We start from the raw sequence: 18,770 nt of genomic DNA, 5'->3' as shown, positions 1-18,770 counted from the left end.
GGTCAGGATATGCCGGGGGTACGACACCCGGGGTGCGGGCACCGCATCCGGGGACGGGTCAGGCCGGGCCCTGCCCGAGCAGCGCGGCCACCCTTCGCGCCGTCTCCTCGTCGCGGGCGGTGGTGAAGGGGAGGCTGTTGCCGCCGGTTATCCGGAACGGTTCCCCGGAGAGCGTCAGGTGGGCGCCGCCCGCCTCCTCGGCGAGCAGGATGCCCGCCGCGTGGTCCCAGGATGCCTCCCAGGAGAAGGCGGTCGCGTCGAGTTCCCCGCGGGCGATGGCGAGGTACTCGAGGCCCGCCGAGCCGCAGGCGCGGGGGGCGACGCCGTCGGTCCACAGGCCGAGCAGGGCGTGCTTCTGCTCGTCCGTCGTGTAGTCCGGGTGGGAGGTGGCCACTTCGAGGTCCCGGCCGGGGGCGGGCGGCCCGGCGTACAGGCGCTCGCCGTCGAGGAAGGCGCCCCGGCCCCTGACGGCGACGGCGAGTTGGCCGCGGGCCGGCGCGTACGTCCAGGAGGCGAGGACCACTCCGCCTCGCGCGAGCGCGACCAGCGTGCAGAACCCGGTCTCGCCGCGCACGAACTGGCGCGTGCCGTCGACCGGGTCGACGATCCACACCGGGGCGTCGCCCTGGATCGCCTCGTAGGTCGCGGGGTTCGCGTGCACCGCCTCCTCGCCGACCACGACGGAGCCGGGCAGCAGGGCGCCCAGGGTTTCGGTGAGGTACCGCTCGGCGAGGCGGTCGGCGTCGGTGACCAGGTCGTGCGGTCCGGCCTTCTGGTTGATCTCGTGGGCGGCCAGGCGGCGGAAGCGGGGCATGATCTCGGCCGCGGCGGCCGCGCGGACCGCCTCCTCCACGTCGGCCGAGCGTCGGGCGAGAAACTCGTCGATGGTTTCCGTGTCTACGATCATGCCTCCATGAGAGCACGCGCCACTGACAACGCCCGCCCGCCGGGTGGACACCCGGCGGAATCGGGATGAACTCGGGGTGCGCCGAAGGGCCTAGCGGCCGGCCGCGTACCCCTGCATCCCGCGCGGGTTGGCGGCCGCCGACAGCACGCCCGTCTCCGGGTCCCGGGCCACCGCGCACAGGCGGCCCTCCGACCAGGGGTCGCCGACGGTCACCCGGTGACCGCGCCGCCGCAGCTCCTCGACGACGTCCGCGCCGACGCGGGACTCGACCGTGAGGCTGCCCGGCCGCATGCCGCGCGGGTAGAAGGAGCCGGGGAAACCGTCGTTGTGCCAGTTCGGGGCGTCGATCGCGCCCTGGAGGTCGAGGCCGCCGCGGACGGGCGGGAGCAGGGCGAGGGCCAGGAAGAAGTGCAGCTGCCACTGGTCCTGCTGGTCGCCGCCGGGCGTGCCGAAGGCCAGCACCGGGACACCGTCGCGCAGGGCGAGGGAGGGCGTGAGGGTGGTGCGCGGACGGCGGCCCGGCGTCAGGGAGTTGGGCAGACCGTCCTCCAGCCAGGTCATCTGGAGCCGGGTGCCGAGCGGGAAGCCCAGTTCCGGCACGACCGGGTTGGACTGGAGCCAGCCGCCGCTCGGGGTGGCGGCGACCATGTTGCCCCAGCGGTCGACGACGTCGATGTGGCAGGTGTCGCCGCGGGTGACGCCGTCGGCACCGGTCTCGGGCTCCCCCGGCACCGGGGACCTCGGCGGTTTGGCGACGGTCGGCTCACCGGCACCCATCGGGCTGAACCCGGGCTCGTCGGCGATCACCGTGCGCGCGTGCTCGCCGAGCCGCGGGGTGCGGCCTCCGGGGCTGCCGGGGCGCAGTTCGTACGAGGCCTCGTCGCCGACAAGAGCGCGCCGGGCCGCGTTGTAGCCGTCCGACAGGAGGTCGTCCAGCGGCACCTCGGCGGCGTCCCCGTACCAGGCCTCCCGGTCGGCCATGGCGAGCTTGCAGCCCTCGACCAGCAGGTGGACGTAGTCGGCGGAGCCGTACGCGGGCAGCTCGGGCGGCAGCAGCGCCAGCTGCTGGAGCAGCGCCGGGCCCTGGCTCCACGGCCCGGCCTTGCACACGGTCCAGCCGTTCCAGTCGTACGTCACCGGAGTCTCGTAGGTCGCCGACCAGCCGGCGAGGTCGGCCGCCGTGAGGGTGCCGGTGTGGCGCTCGCCGCTGGTGTCGAGGGTGGGGCGCGCGGACTGCCGTACCAGCGCCTCGGCGACGAAGCCGCAGCGCCACACCTCGCGCGCCGCCTCGATCTGCGCGACCCGGTCCCCGGCGCCGGCTGTCTCGGCGATCAGGCGCTTCCAGGTGGCGGCGAGGACGGGGTTGCGCAGCAGCCGGCCCGGGCGCGGGGCCTGTCCGTCGGGCAGGTAGACCTCCGCGGACGAGGTCCATTCCGTCTCGAACAGTTTTCGTACGGTCTCGACGGTCGCGCCGACGTTCTCCACGGGCGCGTGGCCGTGTTCGGCGTACTCGACGGCGTACTTGAGGACGTCCGCGAGGGGCTTGGTGCCGTGGTCGCGGAGCAGGAGCATCCAGGCGTCGAAGGCGCCGGGCACGGCGGCGGCGAGGGGGCCGGTGCCGGGCACGAGGTCCAGACCGAGCCCCCGGTAGTGCGCGACATTCGCCCCGGCCGGGGCCACGCCCTGTCCGCACAGCACCCGTACCTCGCCGCCGGCCGGCGCGAGCAGGATCGGCACCTCGCCGGCGGGGCCGTTGAGGTGCGGCTCGACGACGTGCAGCACGAAAGCGCCCGCGACGGCCGCGTCGTAGGCGTTGCCTCCGTCCTCCAGCACGGCCATCGCCGACTGCGAGGCCAGCCAGTGGGTGGAGGACACCATCCCGAAGGTGCCCTGAAGGGTCGGCCGGGTGCGGAAGCGCATGTCTCACCTCTCTGCTCGCTGTCGGGCTGCTCCTACCCGCCCGAGGCGCCTACGAAGATTTTGCGATCCCCCGGGCACTTCATGAGCCGTCCGCCATCCCGGCGTTCTACGCGCGTGGTGTCATGCTCACGCCTGCCACCCCCCACGTGGGCATCAACTCGACCAGGAGTCAGACATGTTGTGGAAGGTCTTCGGGCGTGCGAGTGTGGCCCTCGCGGCCGGCGCCGCCGTGATCGCCACCGCCGTCCCCGCGAACGCCGCGAGCTACTCCGCCTTCGCCTTCTCGCTCACCAGCGGTGAGCCGACGATCTACGACTTCATCGACTCGGCCACCACGTCCCTCGACATGACGATGTACGAGCTCGAGGACACCACGGCCGTCGACGACCTCATAGCCCTGGAGAACAAGGGCGTCACGGTACGGGTGATCCTGGACCGCCAGCACAAGACCGCGAACAACTCCGCGTACACGGAGCTGACCGACGCGGGTGTGGGAGTGGTGTGGTCGCCGTCGAGCTTCGTCTACACCCACCAGAAGACGATCACGGTGGACGGCACCAAGTCGCTCGTCCTGACCGGCAACCTGACCTCCCAGTACTACGCGACCGGCCGTGACTACGGCGTCTTCACCGACGACACCCGGGACGTCGCCGCGATCGAGAAGGTCTTCAACGCGGACTACGCCGGGACCTCGGTGACCCCGACCGACGGCGACCACCTGCTCTGGTCGCCGACCGACTCGCGCAGCCGGCTGCTGTCGGTGGTCAACGCGGCGACGAAGACCCTCGACGTCGAGGAACTGGAGTTCAGCGACAGCACGGTGGTCGACGCGATCGCCGCGCGGGCGAAGGCGGGCGTGAAGGTGCGGGTCGTCCTGGAGACACCGGGCGACTACACGAGCGAGGTCTCCGAGATCGAGGCGGCCGGCGGCACCGTCGTCGGCTACTCCGACCCCAACGGCTTCTACATCCACGCCAAGGCCATGGTCGCCGACTATGGGCTGGCCACCCAGGAGGTGCAGGCGGGCTCCATGAACATCAGCAGCAACTCCCTCGCCGGCAACCGGGAGCTGGGCATCGTCCTCACCGGCACCGGGGTGGCGCAGTCCGTGGCCACGACCGTCGAGACGACGTTCAACAGCGACTACGCGGGCGGCACGGCGGCGTGACCCCGCACGGACGCCTGCTCACGGCCGGCGGCGCCCGGCCGTGAGCAGGTGCCCGCTCGCGCCCAGCAGGGTCGGCTCCGACTCGATGCGCCGGGTCGCCGCCAGGACCACCTCGCGGCGTTCCGGGTCGTCCAGCCAGTCCTCGATCCCGCCCATGAGCCAGGCGACGCCCTCCAGGCCGTACTGGCCCTCCGGGACGAGGCCGGCGTCGGTGAACTCGCCCGGCACGTCGGCCGGTTGGGCGAAGTAGGCGACGGTGAACAGGCCGCCTTCGGATCCGTGCCGGCCGTCGGTGCTCGCGGCGTCCGTGCGGGCCCGCTGGACGGGCTCGAAGTAGCGCTCCTCCCGGAGCAGGTCGTGCAGTCCCGCGTACCGGTTGATGGTGGCCGCGACGACCGGTCCGCCGGGCCTGACCACGCGCCGCGCCTCGGCCAACGCCCTTACTCGGTCGGCGCGTTCGGTCAGGTGGTAGAGCGGGCCGAGCAGCAGCACGGCGTCGTACGTGGCGTCCCCGTCCGGCAGCGACCGCGCGTCCCCGGCCCGTGCAGTGACCCCGGGCAGCCGGGAGGCCTGCTCCACGTGCAGCGGTACGGGATCGACGAGTTCGACCTCGTAGCCGTCCCGCACGAGCCACTCCGCGTGCACGCCGCTGCCCCCGCCCACGTCCAGCACGCGCGCGGGTGCCGGGGGCAGGATCCGTCGCAGGACGTCCTGCGTGCGCCAGAACTCCAGCCGGCCGGAGGGCGCACCGCCGTCCCTGAGGCGGCCGTCCTCCTTGCCGCGGGTGTAGTAGGCGAGGATGTCCTCGTGGAGGGCCGGGGCGTGGGGGCGTGTCGTCTCGGTCATCGCCCCAGCCTGCTGACCGTCCCACGGCCGCCGCAACGGGTTATCCACCGCGGGTCCCGACTCGAAGCCGAACACGCCGAGACCCGAACTCCTCGCCCTCACCGGGGCGTTGACGCGGAAGTCGCTGATCGCCGGGCCCGGCAGCCGCACCGGCGAACCGTGCTGCTGCACGCGACCCGCAACCACGCCCTGGCCGAGCGGCTGGTTCCGGAGGCCGGAGCACGCGCGCGTGGTCGACTGGGGGCTCGCCGGCCGGGTCCCCGACGCCGCCCTGCGGCCGTACCCCTGGGCGGAGGGGCAGGCCCCGCCTGCCTCGGCACGACCCTCGTCTTCCACCGCATCAGCCGTGTCGTCTCCGCGCTGCTGGTCGAGCAGCGGCTGCCGGGCGGTGTCCAGCGCGTCCGGGCCGTCCGCAGCGTCGCGGGGCGCGCGCTCGCCCGCACCATGGGCCGCACTCCCCTGCCCGGCGCGTCCCTGCCCCTCCTCGACAAGGGGCGGGCACCCGGTCGGCCCCGCCTACGCCGCCCTGCGCACGGTCGCCCGGTCGGGCGCGGGCCTGCTCGACGCGGACGACCGGGCCCTGCTCCACTCGGACGGCGCCCACCCCTCGGCGGTCCTGCACGGACGAGGACATGGCCGCCTGTCGCCGCCCCGATCGCACCGACCACTGCCTGTGCACCTCGTCGCGTACGGCGCCGTCACGGCCGTGGACCCATCGAGAGCGAACTGGCGGGAAGCCGGCGCCACGCGCCGAGGGTGATCGCACAGGTACGGTACGAGTTCGCACTTCCGTCTCACAGGGACTCATGTGAGACTGGCGCCCCGTCCGCAGTGCGGACCCCACCGCACCGCCTCCCCCACAGAGAAGTGTGTCCGTGCGTGAACTTCCCCTGCCGCTCGCTCTGACCGCGCGCCTGTCCCCCGTCGTCGTGCTCGCCGCGGCGGGCTGGGCGCTGACGTCGAGCCCCGCGACACCGGCCGACCAGCACGACGCGGGACAGAAGACCAGCACGCAGTCGCCCTCCGCGCCGTCGTCGACGGCAGCCGAGGCCGCGTCGTACACCGCCGCACCGGCCCCGTGCGGCAGCATCTCCGTCGCGACGGTCAAGTCCCTGGTGCCGGGCGCGAAGACGGCCGGCAAGGAGATCCAGTCGACGAACGCCAAGCTGCGCCGCACCTGCTCCTGGAACGCCCTCAAGGGCTACGACTACCGCTGGCTCGACGTCTCCTTCGAGGTCATGGAGTCGGACGCGGCGGCGCAGAAGGAGTATCAGGAGCGCCTCACGGAGAAGAGCGGCGGAGGGGCCGTCCCCGGACTCGGCGACTCCGCCTACTCCGTGGTGAACCTCACCACCCAGGACAAGCAGCAGACGCGTGAGGGTGTCGTCATCGCCCGTGTGTCCAACGTGCTGGTGGTCACCACCTACAACGGCAGCGACTTCGAGACCAAGAAGGCGCCCAGCACCGACGTGATCAACACGGGTGCCATCAAGGCGGCGCGGGACGCGGTGACCGCGCTGAAGGGCAGCCGGTAGACCGGCTGCCCCTCGGACGCGCTCTCAGCCTTCCAGTCGGTCCCTTCCGCGCAGCAGCATCAGCGCCAGGTACACCACCATCGAGGTGCCGAGGCCGACCGCCCAGCCGTAGTCCGCGAGGGACCGCAGCGCCGGGATGGGCCGTCCGTCGATCAGCGGTTTGAAGCTCGCTCCGCCGATCGCGAGGACGCCGCCCGCCGCGAAGGCCACGACGGCCCGCCAGTTCCAGCCGCCCTCGTACCAGTAACGGCCGCCGGAGCGGTACAGGTCGACGAGGTCCAGCTTGCCCCGGCGCAGGATCCAGTAGTCGGCGATGAGGATGCCGGCCACCGTGCCGAGCAGTCCGCCGACCAGGCCGAGCCAGGTGAAGATGTAGCCCTGCGGGTCGGAGTACAGCTTCCACGGGAAGATCAGCACGCCGAGGACGCAGGTCGCGAGGGCGCCGGTACGGAAACTGATCTTCCTGGGCGCGATGTTGGAGAAGTCGAAGGCCGGCGAGACCAGGTTGGCCGCGATGTTCACGGACAGGGTCGCCACCAGCACGGTCACCAGCGCGTACAGCAGGCCGAGGACGTTGTCGGTCTTGGCGGCGAGCTGGACCGGGTCCCAGATCGTCTGCCCGTACACGGCCTGCGAACCGGAGGTGACCAGCACGGACAGCAGCGCGAACAGCGTCATGGTCGTGGGCAGACCGAGCGCCTGTCCCCAGGTCTGCGCCTTCTGCGACTTGCCGTACCGGGTGAAGTCCGGGATGTTCAGCGACAGCGTGGACCAGAAGCCGATCATGCCCATCAGGGACGGCCAGAACAGCTTCCAGAAGCCGCCGCCCCAGCCCAGCTTGGACGGCTGGTCCAGCAACGGGCCGAAGCCGCCCGCCTTGTCGCTCATCCAGATCAGCATCACCAGCGCGCCGACGATCACGAACGGCGCCGCCCAGTTCTCGAAGCGGCGGATCGTCTCCATGCCCCGGTAGATGATGGCGACCTGGATCACCCAGAAGAGGGCGAACGACAGCCACATCGTCCAGGCGTATCCCCCGATGTGGGAGGCGTTCGCCCAGCTGTCGCCGATCAGCTTCCCGGCGAGGAAGTAGATCGCCTCGCCGCCGATCCAGGTCTGGATGCCGAACCAGCCGCACGCCACCAACGCCCGTACGACGGCGGGCAGGTTGGCGCCCCGGACGCCGAACGAGGCACGCGCGAAGACCGGGAAGGGGATGCCGTACTTCGGTCCCGCGTGCCCGGTGAGCAGCATCGGGATCAACACGATCACATTGGCCAGGGCGATGGTGAACACCGCCTGCTTCCAGTCCATGCCGACGGCGATCAGACCGGAGGCGAGGGTCCAGGAGGCGGTGTTGTGGGCCATGCCGACCCACAGCGCGGAGAAGTTGTACGTGGTCCAGGTGCGCTTCTCGATCGGAACCGGAAGCAGGTCCTCGTTGGCGTACGGCCCGCTGGGCGGCGGGGACCCCGGCGCGATCTCCACGCGTCCGTCGGCGAGGGTGACTTGAGCGGTCGGCGGTATGGCCGTGGGAGCGGTGTCGGTCATGGGCAGGCCAATCGATGAAGGGCGGATCCGGAAAGGCCGTGCGGGTCTCCGGGTCCCCTCCCCGGGGAGGTGGGGAGGGGAGAACTGGAGTGGGGGGATGGGCAGGGGGATGGGGAGGGGTGGACGGTTCAGGCGTTCAGGGCCGGGATGACCTTCGTGCCGTACGCGTCGATCACCGTTTCCTGGGCGTCGTGCATGTCGTACACGGCGAACTGGTCGACGCCCAGTTCGCGCAGCGCCCGCAGTTTCTCGATGTGCTTGTCGACCGGGCCGATGAGACAGAACCGGTCGACGATCTCGTCGGGGACGAACTGGGTGTCGGGGTTGTCCGCGCGGCCGTGGTGGGAGTAGTCGTACCCCTCGCGGGCCTTGATGTAGTCGGTCAGTTCGTCGGGGACGGCGGCGGAGTGCTCGCCGTACTTGGCGACCAGGTCGGCGACGTGGTTGCCGACCATGCCACCGAACCAGCGGCACTGGTCCCGGGCGTGGGCGAGGGCCTCGGGCGAGTCGTCCTCGGTGACGTAGGCGGGCGCGGCCACGCAGATCTTGACCTCGGACGGGTCACGCCCGGCGGCCACGGCCGCGTCCTTGACGGCCTTGACCATGTACTCCGTGAGGTAGAGGTCCGCCAGCTGCAGGATGAACCCGTCGGCCTCCTCGCCGGTCATCTTCAGGGCCTTCGGCCCGTACGCGGCCATCCAGACGGGGAGTTCGGCGCCCGGCTTGATCCACGGGAACCTGATCACCGTGCCGCCGAGGTCGGCCTCCTCGCCCCGGCCGAGGGCCCGGATGACCTTCATCGCCTCGCTGATCCGGGCCAGCGTGTTGGGCTTGCGGCCGGCGACCCGCATCGCGGAGTCGCCGCGGCCGATGCCGCAGACGGTGCGGTTGCCGAACATGTCGTTGAGGGTGGCGAAGGTGGAGGCGGTGACCTCCCAGGTACGGGTACCGGGGTTGGTGACCATCGGGCCCACGGTCAGCTTCTGCGTGTTGGCCAGAATCTGACTGTAGATCACGAACGGCTCCTGCCACAGCACGGCGGAGTCGAAGGTCCAGCCGTACCGGAAGCCGTTGCGCTCGGCCCGCTTCATCAGGCTGACGACCTTCGAGGCCGGCGGGTCGGTCTGCAGGACGAGTCCGAAGTCCATGGGCGCCACTCCTAGTTGAGGTACTGACAGGTGGAGCGCGGGGTGTAGACGCCGTGTCCCGCGCGTCCGGTGTACTCCCGCTCGTTGATGACGACTTCGCCGCGCGAGAGAACCGTCTCGACCCGGCCGGTGACATGTTTGCCCTCGTAGGCCGAGTAGTCGACGTTCATGTGGTGCGTCTCGACGGACATCACCTGCTCGGCGCTGGGGTCGTAGATGACGACGTCGGCATCGGCGCCCGGGGCGATGGTGCCCTTCTTCGGGTAGAGCCCGAACATCCGGGCGGGTGCGGCGCAGGCGATCTCGATCCAGCGGCGGCGGCTGATGTGCCCGTCGACGACGGCCTGGTGGAGCAGGTCCATACGGTTCTCGACGCCCGGCAGACCGTTGGGGATCTTCGAGAAGTCCCCGCGGCCCAGCTCCTTCTGGCCCACGAAGCAGAAGGGGCAGTGGTCGGTGGAGACGACCTGGAGGTCGTTCGTCCGAAGGCCCTGCCAGAGCTTCGCCTGGTGCTCCTTGGGCCGAAGGGGCGTGCTGCACACGTACTTCGAGCCCTCGAAGTCGGGTTCGGCGAGGTTGTCGGTGGACAGGAACAGGTACTGCGGGCAGGTCTCGCCGAAGACCGGCAGCCCCTCGTCCCGCGCCCGCGCCAGTTCGGCCACCGCCTCCATCGCCGAGACGTGCACGACGTACAGCGGGGCGCCCGCGACCTGGGCGAGCCTGATGGCGCGGTGGGTGGCCTCGGCCTCCAGCAGGGCCTTGCGCACCTCCCCGTGGTAGCGCGGGTCGGTCTCCCCGCGCGCCAGCGCCTGCTCGACCAGCACGTCGATCGCGATGCCGTTCTCGGCGTGCATCATGATCAGGCCGCCGTTCTCGGCGGAGCGCTGCATGGCGCGCAGGATCTGGCCGTCGTCGGAGTAGAAGACACCGGGGTAGGCCATGAACTGCTTGAAGGAGGTCACGCCCTCCTCGACCAGCAGGTCCATCTCCTTGAGCGTCTCCTGGTTCACATCGGAGACGATCATGTGGAAGCCGTAGTCGATGGCGCAGTTGCCCTCGGCCTTGGCGTGCCAGGCGTCCAGGCCCTCGCGCAGGGAGTGGCCGACGCTCTGCACGGCGAAGTCGACGATGGTGGTCGTGCCGCCCCAGGCGGCGGCCCGGGTGCCGGTCTCGAAGGTGTCGGAGGCGAAGGTGCCGCCGAAGGGCAGCTCCATGTGGGTGTGGGCGTCGACGCCACCGGGGATCACGTACTTCCCGGTGGCGTCGATGACCTGCTCGGCACGGAACGCCTCGGCGGCGGGCGTGCCGGAGGCGGCGAGGGCGGCGATGCGGCCGTCCTCGATCAGCACGTCGGCGTGGATCTCGTCGGACGCGGTGATGACGAGGCCACCGCGGATGACGGTACGGCTGCTCATGGTCCCTCTCCTGCCTGGGTGAACGGTTCGGTCAGGGTGCGGTCAGCGGCGGGTAGGCGTCGGGACGGCGGTCGCGGTAGAACTGCCAGCGGTCGCGGACCTCGCGCAGCTTGGCCATGTCCAGGTCGCGGACGACGAGTTCGGTCTCCTTGTCGGAGGCCACCTCGCCGACGAACTGGGCCTCGGGGTCCACGAAGTACGAGGTCCCGTAGAAGTCGTTGTCGCCGAGTTCCTCCACGCCGACCCGGTTGATCGCGCCGACGAAGTACTCGTTGGCGACGGCCGCGGCCGGCTGCTCCAGCTGCCACAGGTAGCCGGACAGACCGCGCGAGGTGGCCGACGGGTTGAAGACGATCTCCGCGCCTTCGAGGCCCAGCGCCCGCCAGCCCTCCGGGAAGTGGCGGTCGTAGCAGATGTAGACGCCGATCTTCCCGACCTTGGTGTCGAAGACCGGCCAGCCGGCGTTGCCGGGGCGGAAGTAGAACTTCTCCCAGAACCCCGGGACCTGGGGGATGTGGTGCTTGCGGTACTTGCCGAGGTACGAGCCGTCGGCGTCGATCACGGCCGCGGTGTTGTAGAGGACGCCGGGCTGCTCCTCCTCGTACATCGGCAGGATCAGGACGATCCCCAGCTCCTTCGCGAGCGCCTGGAAACGCTTGACGATCGGGCCGTCGGGGATCGCCTCCGCGTACTCGTAGAACGCCTTGTCCTGGACCTGGCAGAAGTACGGTCCGTAGAACAGCTCCTGGAAGCACAGGACTTGAGCGCCCTGCGCGGCCGCGTCCCGGGCCGCCTGTTCGTGCACCGCGATCATCGACTCCTTGTCGCCCGTCCACGCGGTCTGGAAGAGGGCGGCACGGATCACTCTGCTCATCGGGACCTCCGGTCGCTCGGTGTGCGAGAAGACTAGGAAGTCCGAAAACCTGCTTTGAGTTGCACAGTGTCACGTCTGCGGGGGTGCGGCGTGTCACGGTGTCACTCTGTCGTGGGCCCATGTTTCACCGCCGTTTTCCCAGGTCGTCGCGTGTTTCAGCGCTGTTGCGCGTCATGCGCGAGGAGCGCGATGTGGACGGAGGCCGCCTGTTCGAAGTCGTCGAGGTCGACGCCGAGCCGGGTCTGTATCGCCTCCAGCCGGCGGTAGAGCGCGGGCCGGGAGACGTGGTGGAGCTGGGCGGTGCGGGACTTGTTGCGGCCGGTGGCGAGATAGGTGCGCAGCACCGGCAGCAGATCGTCGTCGGCGGAGCACAGCAGCCCGTCCAGCTCCCGCTCGGCGAAGGACTGCACATGCGGATCGTCCCTGAGCAGCCGGACCAGCCCCCGCAGATGCACGTCCTTGAGGCGGACGACGTCCGGCAGGTCGAGGACCGGCGAGGAGTCCGCCACGGCGTCGGCGACGTGCTGCGCCTCGCGCAGACCGGCCGGCACGTCGTCCCAGGCGGTACGGGGATCGGCGGCGGCCACCACCGTCCGCGCCGCCTCCGAGCGCACCCGGGCCGCGAAGTTCGCGATGAGCACCGACGCGTCCTGGTCCCGGGCGAGGCTGAGCAGCACGGCGGTGGCCCCGTCGGCGAGTTCGGCGACGAGCCCCGGCAGCCCCACCATGCGCAGTACCCGGTCGAGCCGGGCCGCGTCCGCGTGCCGTACGACCAGCGGCACGAAGGTCCGCCGGTTGACGGGCAGCCCGGCGGCCCGCGCACGCGGCAGCAGCTGCCTCGCCGGTACGACCCCGCTCACCAGGTCGGTCAGCAGGCTCTGCGCCGACTGCTCCTCCCAGGTGTGGGCCGAGGCGCCGCCGAGCATGCGGTGCAGGACGAGGGCCTCGGCGGCCCGGTCGGCGAGGAGCCGTCCGGTGGCGGTGTCGCCCCGGTACCCGCACAGCACGATCCGCCCCCACCGCTCCCCGCGCCCGCCCAGCTCGGCACGGATCCAGCCGTCGCCCTCGCTGCCGCCCGCCTGCCGGGCGATGCGCTCCCAGTCGCGCAGCACGTCGTCCACGGCGGGCCGCTCCCCCGCCGTGGCGAGGACGCGGTGGGCGAGGTTGGTGACGACCACGGGACAGGCGCTGTGCTGGGCGACCTCGTCGAGGAGCCGTTGCAGCGGGGCGCCCGCCGTGATGAGCCCGGTCAGGGCCGTCCGTACGGACTCCGACAGGCTGACGGCGGCGAACTTCCGCCGTATCAGCCGGGCCTGCACCTCCTCCGTCAGCTCCGCGAAGGGGAAGGGACGGTGCAGGACGACCATCGGCAGCCCGCACCGCTCGGCGGCCCGGCGCATGACGTCCGGGGGCGCCGGGAAGGCACGGCCGAGCCCGAGGACCACGGCCGCCGCCTCGGCGCGGTGCAGGGACCGGATGTACTCGGCCTGCTTGTCCTCGTCGCCGGCGAGCAGGACGCCGGTGGTGAGGACCATCTCGCCGCCGCTGAGCATGACGCCCACGTCGGGCGCCTCGGCGACGTGCACCCAGCGCACCGGCCGGTCCAGCTGGGCCGCCCCGGCCACCACCTCGGGCTCCCCGGCGAGAACCCGTTCGAGCATGAGGATCTGCCCCACGGACAGCGCCGGCTCCAGAGTCCCGAAGGTGGTGGTCATCGCGTTGTTCCCTTGCTCAGTGCACTGTTACGTGAGGCTCCTCAGAGCGCGTTCGAGGATCGCGGCGCCCTCCTCGGCCTCGGCGACCGTGAGGGACAGGGGCGGGGCGATGCGCAGGGCGCTGGTGTTGTGGCCGCCGCCCTTGCCGATCAGCAGGCCGTCGGCGCGGGTCGCCTCCAGCACGGCGGCCGCCGCGTCCGGATCGGCCTCGTCCGTCCCCGGCTTCACCAGCTCGACGCCGAGCATCAACCCGCGGCCCCGCACCTCGCGTACGTGCGGAACCTGCGCGGCGACCGTCCGCAGCCGCTCGATGAGCAGCCCGCCGACGCGCCGGGCGTTGCCCTGGAGGTCGTGTTCCAGCAGGTAGGTGAGGTTGGCGAGACCGGCCGCCATGGTGATCTGGGTGCCGCCGAACGTCGAGATGCTGTTGGCGTCCAGGCAGTTCATGATGTCGGCGCGGGCGACGACACCGCCGATGGAGCTGCCGTTTCCGATGCCCTTGGCGAAGGTGAGGATGTCCGGCGGCCCGCTCTGCCCGTGCGCCTGCCAGCCCCAGAAGTGGTCGCCGGTACGGCCCCAGCCGGTCTGCACCTCGTCGGCGATCCACAGGATGCCGCGCTCGGCGAGCACCTCGCGGAAGGCCGCGTACAGGCCGTCCGGCCCCGAGGTGAAGCCGCCGACCCCCTGGATCGGTTCGGCGATCAGCGCGGCGGGCGGGCGGGTGTGCCCGAGCAGGTCCTTGAGGTCGTCGACGCAGGCGGCGATGAAGTCGGCGTCACTGAGGGCGGCGTACGGGCCGCGGGTGCGGACCCCGCCGTGGACGTACAGCGTCTGCAGCGGGGACAGCGAGGTCGGCGACCAGCCGCGGTTGCCGGTGATGCCGACCGCGCTGAAGGAGCGGCCGTGGTAACTGTTGCGCATCGCCAGGATCGTGTTGCTGCGCCGGTAGGTCGTGGCGAGCAGCAGGGCGGTGTCGTTGGCCTCGGTGCCGGAGGTGGTGAAGAAGACCCGGGCGTCCGGGATGCCGCTCAACTGGGCGATGCGCTCGGCGAGTTCGACCATCGGGCGGTTGAGGTACAGGGTGGACGAGTGGAGGATCCGCCCGGCCTGCTCGCTGACCGCCTTCGTCACCTCGGGCAGCGCGTGCGCGGTCATCGTGGTGAGGATGCCGCCGAAGAAGTCGAGATACCGGTTGCCGTCCGAGTCCCAGACGTGGCGGCCCTCGCCGTGGGTGATCTCGATCGGGTTCTCGTAGTAGAGGGCGAGCCAGTCGGGCAGGACGGACCGGTGGCGGGCGTACAGGTCGCTCACGGCTGCACCAGCCCCTCGTACGCGTCCGGCCGGCGGTCCCGGTAGAACGCCCACTGCTGCCTGACGTCCTCGATCAGGTCGAAGTCCAGGTCACGGACCACGAGTTCCTCCTTGCTGTCACTTGCCACGTCACCCACGAACTGTCCACGCGGGTCGACGAAGTAACTCGTCCCGTAGAAGTCGTTGTCGCCGTACTCCTCCTGGCCGACGCGGTTGATCGCGGCGACGAAGTACTCGTTGGCGACGGCCGCGGCGGGCTGCTCCAGGCGCCAGAGGTGGGAGGACAGCCCGCGGTGGGTGGCCGACGGGTTGTAGACCAACTGGGCGCCGTTGAGGCCGAGCTGCCGCCAGCCCTCCGGGAAGTGGCGGTCGTAGCAGATGTATACGCCGACCTTTCCGACCGCGGTGTCGAAGACGGGCCAGCCGACGTTGCCCGGCTTGAAGTAGTACTTCTCCCAGAAGCCCTTGACCTGCGGGATGTGGTGCTTGCGGTACTTGCCGAGGACCGTGCCGTCGGCGTCGATCACGGCGGCGGTGTTGTAGTAGAAACCGGACTGCTCGACCTCGAAGACCGGTACGACGATCACCATGCCGGTCTCGCGGGCGAGCTCCCGCATCCGGCTCACGGTCGGCCCGTCGGGCACCGGCTCGGCCCAGCGGTAGTGCTCGGGTTCCTGGACCTGACAGAAGTAGGGACTGTTGAAGACCTCCTGGAAACCGATGATCTTCGCACCCTGGCGGGCCGCCTCGCGGGCGTGCTCCTCGTGTTTCGCCACCATGGACTCGGTGTCGCCGGTCCAGGTGGCCTGGACCAGAGCGGCGCGTACGTTGGCCATGAGCTGCTCCTTCGGCGGGTCGCAGAGCCTCTACGCCCGTAGAACAGGCCGTAGAGGGACGAACGTAAGCCTCCGGGACGGCCTTGCCAAGACCATCGTCGTCAACCCGCGGGGTCGATCACGTTTCACACTCCGGTGGGTGAGTGCCGGGGCTGGTGGGAGGGGGTGGGTGGCGGCGGGGTCGGGGGCGGCAGGGGTCGGTCAGGTGGCGAGGCCGGCGACCCGGAGGGCGTGCACCAGGTCCCAGTGTCGCTCGTCCGAGACGCCCCGCGCCGCCTCCAGCAGCAGCGGCACGAGGACCCCCGGGTCGGGTTCGGCGCTGCGGGCGGCTTCCTCGGGGGTGCGGACGCGGACATAGGCGTCGAGCAGCGCACGGACCTCGCGGTGGCGCCCCTCGGCGGCCAGCTCCAGCACGGCCCGTCCGATCTCGCCGGCCGGGCGGGCCACGCCCTGCCGCAGGATCTGCTCGCCGTCGCCGCCACGGCCGGCCGCCGTGAGGGCGTCGGCGGCGCCGACCAGTCGTTCGGCGGGCAGGGAGGCGGCCTCCCACAGCAGCGTGGCCCAGTCGGCGCTCAGGCCGGCGCGCTGCAGCCCGGCGGCGAGCAGCGGGAAGCGGGCGGCGGGCCAGTGGGCGGCCTCGACGAGCAGCGCGTGCGCCTCACCGCTGCGCCCCTCCGCCCGCAGTCGCACCAGCCGCCCCACGGCGTCACCGACGTCACGGGCCGCCCCCACGTCGACGGCCTCGACTGCCGCCTCCACCACTCCCTCGTCCGCCTCCTCCACGCCCCCGGCGAACCGGGCCCCGCGAGGCGTACGCCCTCCGACCCCCTCGGCGGCGGCCGGCACCTCCACCCGACCGGGCGGCACGACGACGCCCGCGCTCTCCACCTCCATCCCGGCAAACCGAGCACTGCCCCTTCGCCGCTTGCGTTGCTTACGGGAGGGGGGTTCCTGGGCGGGAGCGGAATCCGACGGAGCGGGGGGCTGGGAGGCGGAGGCCCGCTGGGCCGACCGGGCGGGAGGCTCTGGATCGGGGTCCGGCTGGGTCGAGTGGGCGGGGCGCCCTGGAGCGGGGTCCGGCTGGGTCGAGTGGGCGGGGCGCCCTGGAGCGGGGTCCGCGTAGGCCGACTGGGCGGGATGCCCGAATCCGGGGGCCGGGAGGGTGGCGGAGGCCGGGTGGCCTGGGTCGAGGGCTCCCTGAGTCGACGGGGCGAGGTGCCCGAGACCAGAGGCCGGGTGGGTCGCCTGGGCGGGGTGCCCTGGGGCCTGGTCCGCGTGAGTCAAGGGGGCGAGGTGCCCGAAGCCTGGGGCCGGGTGGGCGGAGGGGGCTGGGCGCCCTGGGGTGGGGTCCGCGTGAGTCAACGGGGCGAGGTGCCCGAAGCCTGGGGCCGGGTGGGCGGAGGGGGCTGGGCGCCCTGGGGTGGGGTCCGCGTGAGTCGACGGGGCGAGATGCCCGAAGCCTGGGGCCGGGTGGGTGGACGAGGCTGGGTGCCCGAAGCCTGGGGCCGGGTGGGTGGACGAGGCTGGGTGCTCGAAGCCGGAGGCCAGCTGCTGCTCGGCCTGGCCGCCCGCAGACGTGGGATCGTACGCGCCGCGCTGCTGTGGGAAACCGGTTCCCCGTCCGTCCCGTCCGTCCCGCCAGCCGCCGCTCCCCTCGTCCGCGGCGTCGTCGGCGCGACCCTCCTCACCGACGCGGTACATCGCGCCCGCGAGTCGTCCCCGGCGCATCGCGGTGGCCCGGATGCCCGTCAGCTGCCGGTCCAACTCGGCTATCCGGGACCGGAGTTCCACACATCGGGCGGTGGCGCGCTCATGGTCGTCGCGGGCCCAGGCGAGGTCGAGGCGGAGGGCGTCGGCCTCCTGACCGGTGGTCGCGGAGGCCAGCAGACGGCTCAGTTGGGCCTGCCGTTCGGCGGCGTAACGCTGTTCGCGGAGCATGACGTCCAGCCGGTCACCGAGGGCGTCCCGCCCGCCGGGACGCGCGTCGTACGCGGTGAGCGCGGCGGTGTGCAGCGCGCGGGCACGGCCCAGTTCCGGCGCCACCGCGGCCGGACTCCGTTCGGTGACGAGATCCTGCAGCAGCGCCTCCACCACGTCCCACGGCGGCACCTCACGTCCGTCGAGACAGGCCCGCATACCGTCCGGGTCGCGCTGCCAGAACACCGCGCACCAGCCGCCGGCCTGGTCCAGGCGTGCCAGCAGGCCGTTGAGGTAGTTCGCGAACTCCCGTACCTGCCCCGGGAGTTGATCCAAAGCCATCGCACAACTCCCGCCTGACCGGAGCACTCCGGTTCCGTAGGCAACACCAGTCGTGTTACGGGGGTGCTACGGGAAGTTTTCAGCGGGGGCGCGGACACCTCATTGCGGGATCTTGGCTGAGAAGCGTCAGACGGGCACCAGCGCGCACCGCTCGACCAGTTCGTCCATCGACAGCCGAAGCGCCCGCGCGAGCGCGGCGACCGTGAAGAACGCGGGGGTCGGCGCCCGCCCGGTCTCGATCTTGCGGAGCGTCTCCGCGGAGATCCCGGCCTCGGCCGCGACCTCGGTCATGCTCCGCCCGCCACGGGCCTCGCGGAGCATCCGGCCGAGCCGCTCGCCGCGTTCGCGCTCTTCGGGGGTGAGAGGGGTGCGCACCATGGCGTCATTCTAATCCGGCATTTCAACCCGGTCGAAGAAGCCGGTATATTAATTGGCATGGTGGAACTGAAGACGGACTCCGCGATCGAGGCCATGTACGAGGCGGGACAGGTGGTCGGGCGCGCCCTGACGGCCGCACGGGAGGCCGCCGACGTGGGCGTTTCCCTGCTGGAGCTGGACGAGGTGGCCCGCGGGGTGCTCAGGGAGGCGGGCGCGTCCTCCCCCTTCCTCGGCTACCGCCCCTCCTTCGCCCCCGTCCCCTTCCCGGCCGTCATCTGCGCCTCGGTGAACGACGCGATCGTGCACGGCATCCCGACCGGCTACCGGCTGCGCGACGGCGACCTCGTCTCCCTCGACTGCGGCGCCGAACTGGGCGGCTGGGTCGGTGACTCCGCGATCAGCTTCACGGTGGGCACCCCGCGCCCCGAGGACCTGCGGCTGATCGAGACGGCCGAGCGCGCGCTGGCGGCTGCCGTCGAGGTGGCGGTCGTCGGCAACCGCATCGGCGACATCGCCCACGCGATCGGCACGGTGTGCAGGGCGGCCGGCTACGGCATCCCGGACGGCTTCGGCGGTCATGGCATCGGCCGTCGTATGCACGAGGACCCGGGGGTGCCGAACGAGGGCCGTCCCGGCCGCGGCTTCCCGCTGCGCCACGGCATGGCCATCGCCATCGAGCCGATGCTGATCGGCGGCGGCAAGGACGACTGGCACACGGCACCGGACGGCTGGACCCTGCGCACGAACGACGGCTCACGCGCGGCCCACGTCGAGCACACGGTGGCGATCATGGACGCGGGCCCGAGAATCCTGACCGAGCGCGCTTGACGCCCGCCTGGTCGAAGCGGGCTCATGCAGGCCCGTATGTGGGGGGCGCGGGCTCGCGCAGGGCGCACCGGGGCTCGGA

15 protein-coding genes are annotated in these 18,770 nt (G+C 71.8%); 3 read left to right on the top strand and 12 right to left on the bottom strand.

Annotated features, from left to right (window positions below; genetic code table 11):
- Positions 1-58 precede the first annotated feature (58 nt).
- Together MKW14_RS00700 and MKW14_RS00695 are read right to left on the bottom strand one after the other, a co-directional pair.
- Positions 59-907, bottom strand: a complete 849-nt coding sequence (locus MKW14_RS00700; protein WP_240858102.1) for an inositol monophosphatase family protein — start codon at positions 905-907, stop codon at positions 59-61.
- Positions 908-997: 90 nt separating this feature from the next.
- Complete coding sequence (locus MKW14_RS00695; protein ID WP_240858100.1) at positions 998-2,827, bottom strand: gamma-glutamyltransferase family protein; 1,830 nt, start codon at positions 2,825-2,827, stop codon at positions 998-1,000.
- Positions 2,828-3,002: 175 nt separating this feature from the next.
- Here MKW14_RS00695 and MKW14_RS00690 point away from each other — a divergent pair, with 175 nt between their 5' ends.
- Positions 3,003-3,995: a phospholipase D-like domain-containing protein gene (locus MKW14_RS00690; protein ID WP_240858099.1), complete on the top strand. Its 993-nt coding sequence runs from the start codon at positions 3,003-3,005 to the stop codon at positions 3,993-3,995.
- A gap of 18 nt (positions 3,996-4,013) precedes the next feature.
- Here the strand turns inward: MKW14_RS00690 and MKW14_RS00685 are convergent, their stop codons facing one another.
- Positions 4,014-4,841 (bottom strand): class I SAM-dependent methyltransferase, encoded by an 828-nt coding sequence (locus MKW14_RS00685; protein ID WP_240858098.1) that lies wholly within the window; start codon positions 4,839-4,841, stop codon positions 4,014-4,016.
- Between the two features lie 875 nt (positions 4,842-5,716).
- Between MKW14_RS00685 and MKW14_RS00675 the strand changes: the two genes are divergently transcribed.
- Positions 5,717-6,376, top strand: a complete 660-nt coding sequence (locus tag MKW14_RS00675) for a hypothetical protein (RefSeq protein WP_240858097.1) — start codon at positions 5,717-5,719, stop codon at positions 6,374-6,376.
- A 24-nt stretch (positions 6,377-6,400) separates the two neighbouring features.
- On the opposite strand, the gene MKW14_RS00670 is transcribed toward MKW14_RS00675, so the two are convergent.
- The 9 genes from MKW14_RS00670 to MKW14_RS00630 all read right to left on the bottom strand — a co-directional run bounded on the left by MKW14_RS00670 (position 6,401) and on the right by MKW14_RS00630 (position 17,863).
- Positions 6,401-7,927, bottom strand: coding sequence for an NCS1 family nucleobase:cation symporter-1 (locus MKW14_RS00670; protein ID WP_240858095.1), 1,527 nt, complete (start codon positions 7,925-7,927; stop codon positions 6,401-6,403).
- Positions 7,928-8,055: 128 nt separating this feature from the next.
- Positions 8,056-9,075: a TIGR03842 family LLM class F420-dependent oxidoreductase gene (locus MKW14_RS00665; protein WP_240858094.1), complete on the bottom strand. Its 1,020-nt coding sequence runs from the start codon at positions 9,073-9,075 to the stop codon at positions 8,056-8,058.
- 11 nt (positions 9,076-9,086) lie between these two features.
- Entirely contained in the window at positions 9,087-10,490 is a 1,404-nt protein-coding gene (gene hydA, locus MKW14_RS00660) for a dihydropyrimidinase (protein ID WP_240858093.1), read from the bottom strand.
- 31 nt (positions 10,491-10,521) lie between these two features.
- Positions 10,522-11,364, bottom strand: coding sequence for a nitrilase-related carbon-nitrogen hydrolase (locus MKW14_RS00655; RefSeq protein WP_240858090.1), 843 nt, complete (start codon positions 11,362-11,364; stop codon positions 10,522-10,524).
- A gap of 155 nt (positions 11,365-11,519) precedes the next feature.
- Complete coding sequence (locus tag MKW14_RS00650; protein ID WP_240858089.1) at positions 11,520-13,079, bottom strand: PucR family transcriptional regulator; 1,560 nt, start codon at positions 13,077-13,079, stop codon at positions 11,520-11,522.
- Between the two features lie 27 nt (positions 13,080-13,106).
- Complete coding sequence (locus MKW14_RS00645) at positions 13,107-14,390, bottom strand: aspartate aminotransferase family protein (RefSeq protein ID WP_240858088.1); 1,284 nt, start codon at positions 14,388-14,390, stop codon at positions 13,107-13,109.
- Positions 14,387-15,226, bottom strand: coding sequence for a nitrilase-related carbon-nitrogen hydrolase (locus tag MKW14_RS00640; RefSeq protein ID WP_240858087.1), 840 nt, complete (start codon positions 15,224-15,226; stop codon positions 14,387-14,389). The genes MKW14_RS00645 and MKW14_RS00640 overlap by 4 nt, the downstream gene beginning before the upstream one ends.
- A gap of 201 nt (positions 15,227-15,427) precedes the next feature.
- Entirely contained in the window at positions 15,428-17,485 is a 2,058-nt protein-coding gene (locus MKW14_RS00635) for a hypothetical protein (RefSeq protein ID WP_240858086.1), read from the bottom strand.
- 126 nt (positions 17,486-17,611) lie between these two features.
- Entirely contained in the window at positions 17,612-17,863 is a 252-nt protein-coding gene (locus tag MKW14_RS00630; RefSeq protein ID WP_240858085.1) for a helix-turn-helix domain-containing protein, read from the bottom strand.
- 57 nt (positions 17,864-17,920) lie between these two features.
- Here MKW14_RS00630 and map point away from each other — a divergent pair, with 57 nt between their 5' ends.
- Positions 17,921-18,691: a type I methionyl aminopeptidase gene (gene map / locus MKW14_RS00625; RefSeq protein ID WP_240858084.1), complete on the top strand. Its 771-nt coding sequence runs from the start codon at positions 17,921-17,923 to the stop codon at positions 18,689-18,691.
- The last annotated feature ends 79 nt before the right edge of the window (positions 18,692-18,770 follow it).

It is taken from the genome of Streptomyces gilvus (assembly GCF_022513565.1).
Lineage (GTDB): Bacteria > Actinomycetota > Actinomycetes > Streptomycetales > Streptomycetaceae > Streptomyces > Streptomyces gilvus.
This window is presented reverse-complemented; position numbering and strand designations above follow the sequence as displayed.